This is a genomic window from Gordonia phthalatica (assembly GCF_001305675.1).
GTDB lineage: Bacteria > Actinomycetota > Actinomycetes > Mycobacteriales > Mycobacteriaceae > Gordonia > Gordonia phthalatica.
Map to the genome: position 1 here is coordinate 2875535 of NZ_CP011853.1, position 15881 is coordinate 2891415.

Genomic DNA, 15881 nt, shown 5'->3' on the forward strand with positions numbered 1-15881 from the left:
CCGCCGCTCGCGTCACTCCCGCTCCCAGCCCATCGCACGCTCAACGAGATACGGGTTGTGAACCGCCCGCTGCGTGGAGGGACCTACGCGGCACATACGCAGCGCGACCGTTGAGGCTGCTCGCGTAACGCGAGTGTCATCGAGTAGATCCTCCAGCGCATCCAGATCCGGCGCGTGAAGCAGGACCACCCCTGGACCGAACGACGCATGCGCCTCGTAGTTGATCCGAATGCCGGGGTGCTGACGAATCAGCCGCACCACTCCCAGGTCCTCGTCGCAACCCAGTTCTACTTCGTTCGCCGCGACGAAGCCCGAAACGTGTCCAGTCTGTTTGTTCCGCGTGATCGTCAGCGTTTCCGGCCGCGCGATCGAAAGGCAACAGAGGACCGACCACCGCTCCTTCTCGCCTCGTGCACCGCGAAGTGACTTCGGCATGCAACTGATCGCCCAGCTCGCGTACTCGGTCCGAGCCGGAAACGGCACACACCGTTCGAGGTAGGCACGGACGATCCGCAGTACCTGCTCCGCTTCAGACAGGTTGATGAACGCATTGAACGCCTGGCCGCGGGCTGCGGTGTGCTGCCGCTCCACCCTTTGGGCAACCGCGGAATCGTCGGCGTTGGCGGAAAGAGGCTGCGCCACCCATCGGTCGATCTCGTCCGCTGAGACAAGTTCGGAGAACGTCCTCGACACCTTGATCGGGTTAGCCATCTCCATCGTGTTCCGCAGAATCAACCCATCGTTCTGTGCCGCATGGATCAGCGCGCGTTCATCGCGTCGAAGACTGCGCTTTGCTGAGTCTCGGTTCCTGCTGATCAGTGTCTGTGCCGCTGCATCGGATCGAATATAGAAGGCCTCGATGTCGGAGTATGTAACGGAATGCTGTGCGAACCTCCCAACGAAGTCGATCGTTTCGCCGATGTATGCCTGCCCATCGGAGAAGGAGAGTAAGTAGTGGCCGGCTGCACTCGGACCGTCGGCGGAGAGATGGCTGCGCACCGCATCCCGATCAGGGAAGGGACCGTCGAATCCCTCATCGGCAAGCCACCGCGCGAGGCTCGCCTTCCGCCGGGCAAGTTCGTCCGCATCTGGTTCCGGTACAGGATGGAACGCGCTTGCCGGCAGCATCGACGCGGCGACATCTTCACCATCGGAGTGCTTCGTCGGTGCCCCGTTGGCTTCGTCCGGCATAACCCAGTCGGGCGCCAGCTCTAGACCCAAGATGAAGACATCCTCGGGGTGGAACGGCTCCGTGATCTCAGCGCCGAGCCGCCCCGACGTTCCGAGTTCCCAGTCCGCCCCATCGGTCGGCCTGACCCATTCAAATTTCAAGGCGGCCCCGGTCGGCAGAGCGAAGTACTTCCACGACCGCGCAGCCAAGTCACCGGTTCGCACCGATCTCGGCCTTGCGATAACGCTGCGGCGTGAACAGTCTGACGTGGCTTCAACCTGCCACCCCAAACCCAGCAGCGTGTAGGCAATACTCGGTGCAGCCTGCGGAGGCAGATCTCCCAGGACACCACGTCGTGGAATGTCTCGCCCATCGACGATCCACCCATCGTGATCATCCCAGTGCGCGACAAGTGTCGCCTCGCTGCGCCCAGTCCACAGCCCGGGTCGATCCTCCGTTGGGCCCAGCCGGAGTGTCACGGGCTCGCACCTGTCGAATGCTGCCTCAAACAGGGCAGGCATCGATGGATCCTCCGTCACCAGCACTGAATCGTCCGCAAGTTCTGCAGGCAGCACTTCATCCCCTTGCTCGACCACCGCCGCCGCAGTTTCATCACTCATTGAAATCCTGCTTTCCCCTCATCGAGAGTCCGAAGCACCATTCGCCCGTCGTACCGTGTCCTAGGATCGTTTCGTCGCTTAACAGGGTTTTCTCCCACGAACAACTGACGTTCGTCGCGGCCGGTCATTACTGGATACGCGTCGGCATCTTCAGCGGCGACAATCCGAGTTCCTCATCCGGTTCATCGATGCGTGACAACCTGTCCAGAATCGGCAGCACGTCCTGGTTCTCGAGCCTGCCGAGTGCCTCATCCTCAATCCGGACAACAGCTCTGGGTGCCAGTCCCAGTGCTTTCGCGGCTTCCCGAACCGAGTGCGTCGGCCCACCGTCGATCCCGAAGCGGAGAAGCAATACCTCGATCTGCTGTGCCGACAGGATCGACATGCACGACAACAGCAGGTCGAACGTCGCAAGGTCCGCGTGAAGCCCGCCGGCAAGCATGCAATCGCTGACTATCCCCGTACGCACCGGATCGACAACGTCCTGGCCCGCAATCACAGCGGTGAGCGCCTGCACACGGGGCATCGCACGCGCGGACTCAACCTCTGACATCGATTGCCCGAGCCAATTCGCCAACTGTCCAACAGCGTCTCCGGCCGGGACGTCAAGGGTCTGGTCTGCGATCTCCGTCAACTGTTCGAGGAACGATTCGTGCGCACCTCGCGCTGGATCCTCGATCGTGCCCTGGATGTATAGGACGATGAACGAGGCGGCGCGCCCGTCCGGCTTGGGCCGGATGATCCGACCGATGCGCTGAATCATCTGTCGGCGAGAAGAGCTGGCCGCCACGATGATGCCGACGTCCGCTTCAGGTACGTCGATTCCCTCGTCAAGGATCTTCGGGGCAGCGAGCGCCGTGACGTGGCCGTCTGAGAATCGGCGCAGCAACCTCGCACGCTCGTCAGACGTATTCGAACTGGACACCGATTCCGCATACACACCGGCGGTAGCCAACGCGTCCGCCGCGGTTTGCGCGGACGTTTTCGTCTCCGAGAAGACCAGCGTCCGGCCTGCGCCTGTCAATACAGAGCCAAGATTGTGGAGAACCTTTAGTTTGGCCTGACTGCTGGCCAGGAGTTCGCGCCGGGCGGAGAACGCATGCAGGTACGCGCCCGCCGATCGTGACGCGCGGTAGTCCCCGTCCTTCGCGAGGTCTTGCACATCTTGGAGGAACAGCCCGAACGGCTCGTCACGGCATCCGTACTCTGAGATCAACTTCCAGCGCTCACTAGAGAGCGTGCTTTCGATCTGCCGATACTTCGAGTACTCCATCGCGGAGAACTGCACCGGCACAGTCATGACACGGACTGGAGCGATGATCCCGTCAGCTCGCGCTCGCCTGAAGTCGCATCCGGTGATCGCCACACCGAAGAATGGAAGCAGTTTCTCTTCCACCCCACCATCCGAACGCTCCAGCGTTGCTGTCAGTCCCAATCTCTCACTGAAAGATGTCCGGAGCGCGCGGGAGAAGCTGTCCGAGCCATACCGATGGACTTCGTCAGCGATGCACATGGTCGGGCCATCAGGTATCTCGAAGTTGTCTCGGTACGCGGACTGCACCGTCGTGATCAGTACGTCGACGTCGCCGAAGCGGTCGCTATGCAGGTGCCCGCGACGACCGATGCGGACAGTCCCCAGGGTGCGACGTGCTGCGTGATACCACTGCTCGACAAGGTCGACTCCCGGCACGATCACGAGCACCCGGACGCCGCGGCCGAGTGCATCCGCAGCGGCCGCGAGTCCAAGCGTCGTCTTGCCGGTACCCGTGACGGCCTCGACAATTGCGCACCGATCGGCTGCGATCCACCGGTCCAGTGCTTCACGCTGCCATTCGCGCAACGAAAGTTGGGCATTGCTCACGGCCGCACCCACGTCTGTACCCCTCCATCTACGTTGCGAAGCAGTTCTCCCCGGATCACGAGGTCGTCGAGGATGTCCTCGAACTCGTCACCACTCAACCGTGTGATGGTCTTCGCTCGCTCGATGGTCAACGGCGCGCGGCTGGCGGCCGCTTTCAACAGAACCCTCGCAGACGCAGCTCGAGCAGGATCGAGTTTCTGCACCATGCGGGCTGCCTTCCGAAAGCGGTTCGTCACCGCAGCCGGCACCGCCTCCGGCTCGCTCGGCTTCTGCACTGAAGGCTCTGGCAGAACACCGCCCGTGTCCGGTTCCGTCGACGGACTCTTAGCCAAGTCGGCCAGAAGTTGCTCCAACCCATGACGGACAAGCCCGAAATCTAGTTGCAGTTCATCGGCGATGTCGTACGGATCATCAAGTCCTCGCGAGAGGCAGTCCGCTAGGAGCGCGCGCAGTTCTTCGCCTCCCGACGGCACGTCGCTTGCGGAGACCACTACCCACCCCAAAGGGACTTCCCAGTCCGGTGCTGGCGCGACGTCGTCGACTCCAATTTTCTGGGCCATCAGTCGATCGCCTCCGCTACCAGGTCCGCAATGGGTCGCCCATTGACCTTCCACTCACTCCAACCGTCACGAGGGAAGGGCACGTCCAAGCCAGTCTCTGCGACTACCGCGATCGCAGCCGAAGTCGGATCTAGGAACCTCCGACCGGCAAGCACCCCAGTCGTGATCGTCAGTCTTCCCGTCGAGGTGTCGCACACTGCACTCGCGCGGCGGTCACCGACCTTCAACGTCGCCCGCACGATCGAGCCGACCACTGCCGGCCATTCTCGCGCCAATCTCATGACGCCAGAGGTGTCCGAAGACTTCTCGTGTACGGGCTCGGCAGCGACGGCGGAGCCTGCTGCGGAGACGGATATCTTTGTGGCGGCCGCCGCCATGGCGAATGAACGCTCGTCGGCGTCAGCTCCGACAGCTGATTCGTCATCAGGCGTTGGACTGTCTGCAAATCCCAGTACATCGAGCAATGCCCTCGTTCGCGCCCCGCCGATGCAGAGCTCGAGTGCGTACTCATCGAGTTCGAGCTTGTCGCGACCGGATACTTCGTCGCGCGAGGCGATTGCTTGTAGCGCGGCGACGATCGGCCGATGCCCTGACTTCCCCTTCGCCGAAGACCACTTGACCACAACTGCGTGGTCGTGAACCTGAACCACCGTCGACAGTCCGCGGACGGCTTCCAGGACTTCTTCGGTCGCAGTCGTTCTGGAGTTCAGCGGTCCACGTCCGCCGCTGGTTCCAGCAATCAACTCATCCACGGTCGCAACACCCACGAGTCGATCAAGGCAGTCAACAACGGACCGCTTCGACCTGTGCGGGCGGTGCGGTGCTTGCTCTGCGTCTCGGGGCTCGGAGTTTCTCCGTTCTTTGCCCAACCGGGCTTCCCTCGCAGGATTGACGACGGGAATGCCGATGGTCTCGGCCCACGTCGTCAGTCTCTGGTACGCCCCGTACTCCAACCGAATCGTTGCAGTGTGCGGCACCGATTTCTTCGACGGGACCGGGCCTCTTACGTTCAGCCGGACCGAGTACGAGCGCGGATTCTCATGCTCGGAGACTGACAGGTTCTTTATCTGCGCGATCATAAGTCGGTGGGCGGCCCCCTCGTCAGTCCGGGTCATCCAGATGTGCTTACGATCTGCAACCAATGCGCCATTTCGCCCTTCGAACCGCCGCAAGTCTTTGAGTGCCGACACCACGTTCTCCTCGTCCGCGATCCAGTCCCTGTTCAGCCGGGGAATCGGAACTTTTGCAAGTTCGAATGCAGTGTTGCACGCCACTACGACAATCTAGGCAAGTCCCCTAAAGGGGTGACAGGCGAGGGTGCGCGTCCCGGTCTTCCTGCTCGACGAGCACCAGGTGGCGCGGCCGGGCGAAATGGGGTCGCTGGAGCAGATCACCGAGTATGCGGAGTCGTCAGGCCTCGAGGTGGTGCACATCGCGCTCGAGTCGCAGTTCCGGTGCGGCGGCAGCGAGGAGTACATCACCTGGGCCCAGCGACTGCTGGGGCTGGACCAGTCGAAGCCACTCACCCAGTGGTTCTGCAGACGCCTTCCCTCAGCCCAGTCGGCTCACCCCACCTACGACGAACCGACTATGTCACGCGCCACCGACAAAACGGCAGACGCACCCGGATCACCCTCGTCATGTCCCGATTGTCGCGTCGGATAGGTTGAAGATCAGCCCTGCACACGGAGGAGACAGCCACCCCATGCCCATGCGCGCCGACCTCAATCTCGCCCCCGGCTCCATCGTCGTGGTGCGGGACGAGGAATGGCTGGTCACCTCCGCCGAACAGGGCTCCGACGGTTGGCTGGTGCGGGCCCGCGGACTCTCGGAGTTGGTCGCCGACACCACCGCCACCTTCTATTCGAGCCTGGACGCCATCGACGTCCTCGATCCGCGCGACGCGCAGGTGGTGGCCGACGCCTCGTCCGGCTACCGCGACTCCCGGCTGTGGCTGGAGGCGCTGCTACGCAAGACGCCGTTCCCGTACGGCGATCAGACGCTCACCGTCTCCACCCAGATGCTCGCCGACTCCCTCGGATATCAGCGGGCAGCCGTCGCGAAAGCCCTTGACCCACAGCACATCCGGCCGCGAATCCTGATCGCCGACGCGGTGGGCCTGGGTAAGACCCTCGAGATCGGCATGATCCTGTCCGAACTCGTCCGCCGCGGGCGCGGTGAGCGGATCCTCATCGTCACCCCCAAGCATGTGCTCGAGCAGATGCAGCACGAGCTGTGGTGCCGGTTCGCCCTCCCCTTCGTCCGGCTCGATTCGGCCGGCATCCAGAAGGTGCGGCAGAAGCTGCCGGCCACGCGGAACCCGTTCACCTACTTCAAGCGGGCGATCATCTCCATCGACACCCTCAAGAGTCCTCGCTACAAGGCGCATCTGCAGCGTCAGCACTGGGACGCGGTGGTGATCGACGAGTCGCACAACCTCACCAACGTCGGCACCCAGAACAATGAGCTCGCGCGCGTCCTGGCACCGAACACCGAAGCCCTGATCCTGGCCTCGGCCACCCCGCACAACGGCCGCGAGGAGTCGTTCGCCGAATTGCTGCGGCTCCTCGACCCCACCGCGGTCGCCGCCGACGGCACCTTCACCAAGGACGACGTCGCGGCCCTACTGATCCGCAGACACCGCCACCATCCGGAGGTGGCCGCGGAGGTCGGCAGCGACTGGGCCGAGCGCGCCGAACCCGTACATCTGCTGGTCACGCCGTCACCGGCCGAAGACGCGGTGGCCCACGAGCTGTCGCAGACATGGCTACACCCGAGCGCCGGACGCTCCCCCTATTCGGGACAGACCGCCGCGCTGTTCCCGTGGACGCTGGCGAAAGCGTTCCTCTCGTCCCCCGCCGCACTGGCCGAGTCGATCAAGCAGCGTCGCACCAAGCTCGACGCCGCAGTTCCCGAGCAAGCCGCCGAACTCGCCGCACTCACCACCCTCAACGAGCTCAATGCGCAGGCCTTGAACGACGACGCCGGGAAGCAGGCCGCGCTCGTCAAGCGACTCAAAGACATCGGCGTCGGCAAACGCTCCACCACCCGCGCGGTGGTCTTCGCCGAGCGCGTGGCCACCCTGCGCTGGCTCACCGAGCATCTGCCGAAACAGTTGGGTCTCAAACCCGAGAACGTCGCGATGCTGCACGGCGGGCTCTCGGATGTGGAGCAGCAGGAGATCGTCGACAGCTTCAAACTCGAGACCTCCCCCATCCGGGTGCTGGTGACCGGCGATGTGGCCTCCGAGGGCGTGAACCTGCACGCCCAATGCCATCACCTGATCCACTACGACATTCCGTGGTCGCTGATCCGCATCGAGCAGCGCAACGGCCGCATCGACCGGTACGGGCAGCAGCATCCGCCGGTCATCTCGTCGCTGATCCTGGAACCCTCGGACGCGGAGTTCTCCGGCGACCTGCGGGTGCTCTCGCGTCTGTTGGAGCGGGAGAATCAGGCGCACGGCACCCTCGGTGACATCGCCTCACTGATGGGACAGCATTCGGTGACCGGTGAGGAGAACGCGATCCGCGATGTCCTGATCGGCGCCGCCACCCTCGACGAGCAGATCCGCGAAGTCGACGACGTGGCCGCCGGTGACGATCTGGACGCGTTCTTCGCGCAGTTCGACTTGGACGAGACCCCCGACGACGATCCGGCCTCCGCTCTGCCGCAGGCCCCGCGACAGAGCCTGTACACCGACGACCTCACCTTCCTCGACGAAGCCCTCAAGGCCGCCTTCCACGATGTGCCGCACGCCAACCCGGCGGCCGGCGGCGTCGACTGGACCATCCATCCCCATCATGCGATCGCCGAATTGACACCGCCGCGCGATCTGCGGCAGCGCCTGGGCCAGTTGCCGCAGAACTATCTGCAGCACGGCAAGGTCCTCGGACGCTTCACGCTCGCCACCTCCCCGGAGGTCGGCGGCGCACAGTTGGCCGCCGCGCGGGAAGGCAAGGGCGTGGCCAATACGACGTGGCCGGAGGCACATTTCCTGGGTCCGCTGCATCCGGTGCTCGATTGGGCCAGCGACCGCGCGCTCAGTGCCCTGGGCCGCAACCAGATCTTCGTGATCCGCGGCGACGTCGACTCCCCGACCGTGCTGCTGATGGGCACGCTGATGAATCGGCGCGGCCAGTTGATCTCGCGGGTGTTCTCCACCGCCGAGTTCCCGAACCCGAGCAATCCGTCGTTCTGCGTGGTCGAGACCCGCGAGAGTCTCGCCTTCCTCACCGAGGAGACGGGACTGCGACCGGGATCGGCCAATCCCGGGCCGGTGGCCGACGTCGAACGGTACGGGACATTGGTACCGATCGCAGTGGATGAGGCGACGACGGCGATGCAGTTGGTCCTGGGTGCACAGGAGGCGGCAGCCACCGAACGCCTGGATCGGTGGCGGGCCCGCGCCGACCGGTGGCGCAGCGGCGCCGAGCAGCTCGATCTCGTCGGCGGGCAACGCAAGAAGGTCGATACGCTCTCGCGCCGGATCGCCGAGGAGCAACGGCTGGCCGATTCCCTGGCCCCCACCCAGCAGTTGGTGCGTCCACTGCTGCTCATCGTTCCCGCCCACCAGCACTCCGGAGAGGACCAGTAGTCGTGGCGTCTTTCGATTCCATCGTCATCGGCGAGGCCTGGATCAGCGAGCATTACTTCACCACCGATTCGGCCAAGGAGTCATTCCACGGCAAGGTGCTGGAGCTGCGCAAACTGTGGGATGCGGAGAAGAAGGCCGACCGGGCGACGGTCCGCGACAGCCTGCTCGCCTCCGCCGGCGCCCTGCAGACCGCGCTCGCCGGGCTCGCGGAGAATCCGGATACCGCGCCGCAGGCGCACACCCTGATCCGCACGGCGTTCGGGTACCCGTCGACGCTGGGCACGTTCACCGCCGAGCGCGCAGGCTCCGAACTGGAGATTCCGAACGCCACACTCGGTGATGCGACGAGTGTGCTGTTCCTGCAAGCGGTTCCAGTCACCGCTATCGAGGATCTGCTCGATCCGGCAACGGGTCTGCTGATCTCGCCTGCCGTGGAGGACGGTAAGCCGATCGAGTCGGCGTCGAAGGCGGTGTCGGCGGCGTTCCGCTCGGATGCACCGCCGGCATTCGTGGTGGTGCAGGCCGGGCAGTGGCTGCTGCTGGCCGAGGCCGAACGCTGGGCGGAGGGCCGGTATCTGGCCGTCGACCTGCTGGTGGTCGCCGAGCGCCGACACGAGGCGCGCGGCGGCGAAATCGACCGTGTCGCCGCGATGTTCGGGCGGCAGGCGCTGCTGCCGGACGCGGACGGCAACATCTGGTGGTCGGGGGTACTGGCCGATTCGGTGAAGCACACCGTCGGGGTGTCGAAGGACCTGCGCGAAGGCATCCGCCTGTCGATCGAGATCATCGCCAACGAGGTGGTGCGGCGGCGCACCAAGAAGAGCTTGAGCCTGGACGGGATCGACGGGCAGGACCTGGCCAAGCATTCGCTGCGGTTCCTGTACCGGATCCTGTTCCTCCTGTATGCGGAGGCGTCCCCGGAGATGCGGGTACTGCCGACCGGCGCCGCCGAGTACGAGGAGGGCTACGGCCTGGACCGGCTGCGGGAGTTGACGCTCACCGAGCTGACCTCGGCGCGGGCCCGCACCGGCACACACCTGTACGAGTCGCTGGCGACGCTGTTCCGCCTCGTCGACGAGGGCCACACACCTGCCGTCCGAGCCGATGACGCCGACGATCCGGCACCGGGTCTGGAGTTTCAGCCGCTGCGTGCCGACCTGTTCGCGCCCGCGTCGACGGCCCTGATCGACGAGGTGGGGCTCGGCAACGAGGCGATGCAGCAGGTACTCGAACATCTGCTGCTGTCGAAGGAGTCCAAGGGCCGCCGGGGCGGCGATCGCGGTTTCATCTCGTACGCGGAGCTGGGCATCAACCAGTTGGGTGCGGTGTACGAGGGCCTGATGAGCTATACCGGTTTCTTCGCCGAGGAAGACTTGTACGAGGTCGCGAAGAACGGTGATCCCGAGAAGGGTTCGTGGGTGGTTCCGGTGGACCGCTCCGATCACCTGGATGAGAAGGACTTCGTCCGCGCGGTCGACGAGGCGACCGGCGAGGCGAAGCCTGTCCTGCACCGCAAGGGCACGTTCGTGTTCCGGCTCGCCGGCCGCGAGCGTCAGCAGTCGGCGTCGTACTACACGCCCGAGGTGTTGACGAAGTTCGTGGTCTCCCAGGCCCTGGAGGAACTGCTCGATCAGAACGATGAGCGGACCACGCCCGAGCAGATCCTGGAACTGAGCATCTGCGAGCCGGCCCTCGGCTCGGGCGCATTCGCCATCGAGGCGGTCCGCCAGCTCGCCGCCGAATACCTCAAGCGCAAGCAGGAGGATCTGGGCGAGCTGATCGACGCCGACCAGTACCCGATCGAGTTGCAGAAGGTGAAGGCGCACATTGCCCTACACCAGGTGTACGGCGTCGACCTCAACGCCACCGCCGTGGAGCTGGCGGAGATCTCGCTGTGGCTGGACACAATGGTCGCGGGCCTGCAGGCCCCGTGGTTCGGTCTGCACCTGCGCCGCGGCAACTCACTGATCGGTGCCCGCCGCGCGGTCTACGCCCCGAACCTGCTGACGAAGAAGCAGTGGCTCAAGGCCGTCCCCCGCGACGTCCCGCTGACCTCCCGCTGGTTGAGCCACGACGAACGAAGTGAGGAGTGTGTCGAAACCATAGGCACCGGCATCCACCACTTCCTCCTCCCCTCCGAGGGCTGGGGCGCCGTCATCGACACTACCGAAGCCAAGAAGTACGCGCCCGACAAGCGCGAAGAACTCCGTTTGTGGCGCAACGAAATCCGCAAGTCCCCGAACAAGGCGATCGTCAAACGCCTCACCGCCCTCGCACAGCGAGTGGAAACTCTCTGGGACTTCACTCTGCGCCGCTTGATGATCGCCGAATCGGAGATCCGCCGCGACATCCACCTGTGGGGCTCGGATCCTGTCGACCACACCCCCGCAGTGACGCGCGAGGACATCGAAACCGTCCTCCGCGACCCGAACGGCGCCTACCTACGCCTGCGCCGAGCAATGGACGCGTGGTGCGCAATCTGGTCATGGCCGCTGACCACCGATATCGAACCGCCGGACTGGGATCACTGGGTCGGTGGCCTGGAAGCCATTCTGGGTGTGTCACCGAAGGCCGGGAAGTTCGAGAAATACGGTCAGACCAGCCTCGCCGGCGACATGAACTGGCAAGAACTCGACGTCGCAGAAGACACCGACCGCACCTTCGCACAGGCGCAGCCGATCGAGAAGGCACTCAACGCATTCCCCTGGATGACGGTCGCGGCCGAGGTTGCAGACAAGCAAGGCTACTTCCATTGGGAGCTGGACTTCGCGCCGGTCTTCACCCGCGGTGGGTTCGATCTGCAGGTCGGAAATCCACCCTGGGTGCGACCAGATGTCAACATTGATGAATTGCTAGCTGAGGGCGACCCGTGGTGGCAACTCAAGACGAAGTCGACTCAGATCGAGGATGCTGAGCATGTCGAGATCGCGCTGAACCTCCCCGGGATGCGCGGCTTCGTTTTGGACTCCATCACCGAGACTTTGGCTGTGCGCGCCGCGTTGTCGTCTGCTCAGCTGTATCCGCTACAGGCGGGCCTGCGAGCGGACCTCTATCGCTGCTTCATGGAATTGACGTGGCGAAATGCCAAATCGACAGGTTCGGTCGGCCTCATCCACCTCGAATCCCACTTCACCGACGAGAAGGCCGGCAGCCTCCGCGCCGAGACCTACCGACGACTGCGGAGACACTGGCAGTTCATCAACGAACTTCAATTGTTCGAGATTCAGCACCAGAAGAGGTTCGGTGTGAACGTCTATGGTCCGACGCGTGAACCCAACTTCGTCCAGGCAGCGTCGTTGTACCATCCGGACACCGTCACCCGGTCACTCGAACATGACGGTTCAGGAACCGAACCGGGGATCAAGGATCCTGATGGAAACTGGGATCTTCGTCCCCACGCCGCTCGCATCGTTCAAGTTGATGTGGGGACTCTCCGGTCGTGGCACGCTGTCCTTGAGACTGACGATGTCCCGATCAACCAGACCCGCATGGTCTACGCCGTCAACCGATCCTCGGACGCGGTTCTCAACAAGATGTCGTCGGCACCGCGGTTGGCTGCACTCGATCTCCGCTTCTCCGCAGGCTGGAACGAAACAACCGATCGCGCAAAAAAGAGGTTCAAACCTGCTTGGGGCCGCGCGGAGTCATGGGGTGAGGTGATTCTCCAAGGACCTCACCTCTACGTCGGAAACCCATTCTACAAGAGCCCCAACGAGACGATGCGGAATCACCTCGACTGGACCGCGGTCGATCTGGAAAGCCTCCCCGCTGACGCCGTCCCGATCACATCCTACAAACCCATGGGCGACCGCGACCGCTATGACGCGGCTTACACGCACTGGCAAACCGAACCAGAGGATTCCGTATCGGCCCGTCAGTTCTATAGGGTTGCCTGGCGCAATCAGGCCGCGAACACCGGTGAGCGCACCCTAATCCCCGCCATCATTCCACCCGGCGCTGCCCACGTCGACGGCATCTATTCCGCGGGCGCACCCGATTCAAACATGACGATCATCCCGTTGCTGAACGCCTTCCTCTCCAGCCTCCTGGCCGATTTCAGCGTCAGATCTGCACCAAAGTCCAACATTCGGGCGAACGTCGCCGAGCGTATGCCGTTCGTAGACGACGCAGCCGGACGGAATGCTCTCATTCTACGGGCTCTTCGTCTGAACTGTCTGACGGACGCATATGCAGAATTATTTTCCGCCACTTGGCATAGTAACTTTCTTGAAGATTCATGGACGGACAGTCATCCCGTATTGATGGAGCGGCCTCTCGCCGTACCCGAGTCGGCCTGGTCGCCAGCCGTACCGCTCCGACGGGCCATCCTGCGTAGGCAAGCATTGCTGGAGATCGATGTCCTCGTCGCGATCTCGCTCGGGATCACCGTCGAGGAACTCTGCACAATCTATCGCACACAGTTCCCGGTGCTGGCAGGGTACGACCGCAAACAGGTGGCTTTCGACGCGAATGGGCGCACTGTGCCTACGCGGGTACTACAGGCGTGGAGAAGGTCGGGTGAGCCGTCCCAAGGGTTCCAGCAGGCTGAGATGCACCCGGGGAGCAAGATCTGGTATACATACCGGACGCCATTCATATTCTTGGATCGTGAGCAGGATATGCGGACTTCCTACGCGGAGTTCGTTATACGGCTCAAGAAAACTTGATGGGCGCGCCTTAGGTCATATTCGCGGTCGTAATTAACTGGCGAGGGCAACTTCAAGGATTTGCCGATGCTTTCTTGATGACCCGACTGGACTGTTACGCCCTGCAGCAGCCGACCGCGCGCGTCATACCAGTCACGCTTTCGATCGTATCCAAAAAGCACCGGGAACTGCGTACGGTACACGGATGCGAGCTCATCAGCAGTAATGCCGAGTGCAATTGCAACAAGCGCGTCTATTTCAAGAAGGGCCTGCCGTCGGTCTGACGCACGGCGGAGTGGAGTGGATGTGTTCCACCGATCTTCAGCGACACCGAGCGAGCCACCTACTACCCGCCTCTCATCGCAGGTCCAGGCGTCGTCAGCGAACTCGCTTGAGAAGCAGGCGGCCCATAGCGGTGCATACTTCTCTGTGAGGCAGTTCAGCCGCAATGAACGAAGCATGATCGATTTTGCAAGAGGGCTGCCGCGATCGCCTCCATCAGCTAGCGGAAGTCGACCTACTGTGGCAGCAGGAATTGTCGACTTCGGCGCGACCCGGATCGCAAAGTCTAATAGTAGCGAGGACATGCAGCCAGCAACCAGTGCGACATCTGTGGGTTCCCAATTGTAGCCGATCGAGAAGAGCCCGTGAACGTGGGCAGTGCCGGGTGGAATGATGGCGGGGATTAGGGTGCGCTCACCGGTGTTCGCAGCCATGTTTCGCCAGGCAACCCTATAGAACTGACGAGCCGATACGGAATCCTCTGGTTCGGTTTGCCAGTGCGTGTAAGCCGCGTCATAGCGGTCGCGGTCGCCCATGGGTTTGTAGGATGTGATCGGGACGGCGTCAGCGGGGAGGCTTTCCAGATCGACCGCGGTCCAGTCGAGGTGATTCCGCATCGTCTCGTTGGGGCTCTTGTAGAATGGGTTTCCGACGTAGATGTGAGGCCCTTGGAGAATCACCTCACCCCATGACTCCGCACGCCCCCACCTGGCGCTATAATATCCCTTTGCCTTTGTCGCATTGTTCTCCATCCAACCCAGCGAGAACTGGAGACCCAATGTCTCAATGCGCGAGGCCGCAGCGAGCTTGGCAAGCACTTCGGCAGAGGATCGGTTGACGGCGTAGACCATGCGGGTCTGGTTGATCGGGACATCGTCAGTCTCAAGGACAGCGTGCCACGACCGGAGAGTCCCCACATCAACTTGAACGATGCGAGCGGCGTGGGGACGAAGATCCCAGTTTCCATCAGGATCCTTGATCCCCGGTTCGGTTCCTGAACCGTCATGTTCGAGTGACCGGGTGACGGTGTCCGGATGGTACAACGACGCTGCCTGTCGAAAGGCCGGCTTCCTGCGTGAGGCATAGACGTTCACCCCGTATCGACGTTGGTTCTGGATCTCAAAGAGCTTGAGTTCGTTAATGAACTGCCAGTGTCGTCGCAGCCTCTGGTAGGTCTCGGCGCGGAGTCTGCCGGCCTTCTCGTCAGTGAAGTGGGATTCGAGGTGGATGAGGCCGACCGAACCTGTCGGTCTAGCGCCGGATACGCCTGCAGGTTCACAGTCGTCCCATGGCAAAGAGATTAGATATTCCCCCTCGATGGGCAGCTGAGGTGGTGGCTTGGCAGCCAGCGATGCACGCAATGCGACTGTCACCGCAGACCATCGAACTGCGGTGCTACCACGTGCGCCGACTAGCTCGTGCCGACCTTGCGCCAGATCCATGGAGTCTGGAACGCTCCGCACTCCTAGATTGGGCGGGCGGCCACGAATGGAGTCGCGAAACCGCACGTGCCATCCGATCCTCGTTCCGCAAGTTCTGGGCCTGGGGCGTTACCACGGGGCGTACAGACGACAACATCGCGGAAGTCCTACCACTTGTCAGACCTGAGCAACCTCGACCCCGGCCGGCGGGGAAGGCCACTGTATCGACCGCGATCAACACCTCGGACCACAGAGTGGTACTCATGCTCCGCCTCGCAAATGAGCTTGGCATGCGCCGCGGCGAGGTTGCTCAAGTGCACCCCGGAAACGATCTCGTTTGGGACGCCAACGGCTGGTCGCTAGTTGTACATGGCAAGGGAATGAAGCAGCGCATCTTGCCTGTTCCCGATGATCTGGCGTCAGCATTGCAGAGCGTCGACGACGGATTCCTGTTTCCCAGCCCCACAGGCGGTCACCTGTCAGCGCACTGGGTTGGGACTCTGGTATCGCGCGCGCTCGCTGACGGAACCACAATGCATCAACTCCGTCACCTGTGCGCGACTGAAATCCACAACGAGACCCATGATGTGCGGCTTGTCCAGACGCTCCTTGGACACGCCTCACTGGCGACGACCCAGCGCTATCTGGCGGTCGACGAGTCCCGCATGCGTGACGCACTTGTCCGCAGAGCGAAGGAGTGGTACGCAGATTGAGCGCCTGTAG

Annotated in this window: 9 protein-coding genes; 4 read left to right on the plus strand and 5 right to left on the minus strand. The window is 63.1% G+C overall.

Going from position 1 to position 15881, the window contains the following annotated elements; all coding sequences use genetic code 11:
• Nucleotides 1–12 precede the first annotated feature (12 nt).
• The 4 genes from ACH46_RS13430 to ACH46_RS21305 all read right to left on the minus strand — a co-directional run bounded on the left by ACH46_RS13430 (nucleotide 13) and on the right by ACH46_RS21305 (nucleotide 5486).
• Nucleotides 13–1791: a hypothetical protein gene (locus ACH46_RS13430; RefSeq protein WP_157851052.1), complete on the minus strand. Its 1779-nt coding sequence runs from the start codon at nucleotides 1789–1791 to the stop codon at nucleotides 13–15.
• A gap of 127 nt (nucleotides 1792–1918) precedes the next feature.
• The gene (locus tag ACH46_RS13435; RefSeq protein WP_226995624.1) at nucleotides 1919–3652 is read right to left on the minus strand and encodes a DEAD/DEAH box helicase; all 1734 of its coding nucleotides are present in this window, start codon (nucleotides 3650–3652) and stop codon (nucleotides 1919–1921) included.
• Nucleotides 3649–4212 carry a hypothetical protein gene (locus ACH46_RS13440; protein ID WP_062393375.1) on the minus strand — a complete coding sequence of 188 codons (564 nt, stop codon included), beginning with the start codon at nucleotides 4210–4212 and terminating at the stop codon, nucleotides 3649–3651. The genes ACH46_RS13435 and ACH46_RS13440 overlap by 4 nt, the downstream gene beginning before the upstream one ends.
• Complete coding sequence (locus ACH46_RS21305; RefSeq protein WP_157851053.1) at nucleotides 4212–5486, minus strand: hypothetical protein; 1275 nt, start codon at nucleotides 5484–5486, stop codon at nucleotides 4212–4214. The genes ACH46_RS13440 and ACH46_RS21305 overlap by 1 nt, the downstream gene beginning before the upstream one ends.
• A gap of 43 nt (nucleotides 5487–5529) precedes the next feature.
• Here ACH46_RS21305 and ACH46_RS21875 point away from each other — a divergent pair, with 43 nt between their 5' ends.
• The 3 genes from ACH46_RS21875 to ACH46_RS13465 are packed head-to-tail and all read left to right on the plus strand — an operon-like array spanning nucleotide 5530 to nucleotide 13476.
• The gene (locus ACH46_RS21875; RefSeq protein WP_062393378.1) at nucleotides 5530–5877 is read left to right on the plus strand and encodes a DNA/RNA helicase domain-containing protein; all 348 of its coding nucleotides are present in this window, start codon (nucleotides 5530–5532) and stop codon (nucleotides 5875–5877) included.
• 40 nt (nucleotides 5878–5917) lie between these two features.
• A complete protein-coding gene (locus ACH46_RS13460; protein ID WP_062393379.1) occupies nucleotides 5918–8809 on the plus strand; it encodes a helicase-related protein in 2892 nt (963 codons plus the stop codon).
• Between the two features lie 2 nt (nucleotides 8810–8811).
• On the plus strand, nucleotides 8812–13476 hold the full coding sequence (locus ACH46_RS13465) for an Eco57I restriction-modification methylase domain-containing protein (protein WP_062393380.1): 4665 nt from the start codon (nucleotides 8812–8814) through the stop codon (nucleotides 13474–13476).
• On the opposite strand, the gene ACH46_RS21310 is transcribed toward ACH46_RS13465, so the two are convergent.
• Nucleotides 13440–15110, minus strand: coding sequence for a restriction endonuclease (locus tag ACH46_RS21310; RefSeq protein ID WP_157851054.1), 1671 nt, complete (start codon nucleotides 15108–15110; stop codon nucleotides 13440–13442). The genes ACH46_RS13465 and ACH46_RS21310 overlap by 37 nt on opposite strands.
• A 338-nt stretch (nucleotides 15111–15448) precedes the next feature.
• Here ACH46_RS21310 and ACH46_RS21795 point away from each other — a divergent pair, with 338 nt between their 5' ends.
• The gene (locus ACH46_RS21795) at nucleotides 15449–15871 is read left to right on the plus strand and encodes a tyrosine-type recombinase/integrase (RefSeq protein ID WP_236995101.1); all 423 of its coding nucleotides are present in this window, start codon (nucleotides 15449–15451) and stop codon (nucleotides 15869–15871) included.
• Nucleotides 15872–15881 lie beyond the last annotated feature (10 nt).

What these genes read in the sequence shown, in the direction of transcription:
- ACH46_RS13430 (WP_157851052.1), bottom strand. Translation starts at nt 1,791, where the DNA reads ATGAGTGATGAAACTGCGGCGGCGGTGGTCGAGCAAGGGGATGAAGTG.
- ACH46_RS13440 (WP_062393375.1), bottom strand. Translation starts at nt 4,212, where the DNA reads ATGGCCCAGAAAATTGGAGTCGACGACGTCGCGCCAGCACCGGACTGG.
- ACH46_RS13460 (WP_062393379.1), top strand. Translation starts at nt 5,918, where the DNA reads ATGCCCATGCGCGCCGACCTCAATCTCGCCCCCGGCTCCATCGTCGTG.
- ACH46_RS21795 (WP_236995101.1), top strand. Translation starts at nt 15,449, where the DNA reads ATGCGCCGCGGCGAGGTTGCTCAAGTGCACCCCGGAAACGATCTCGTT.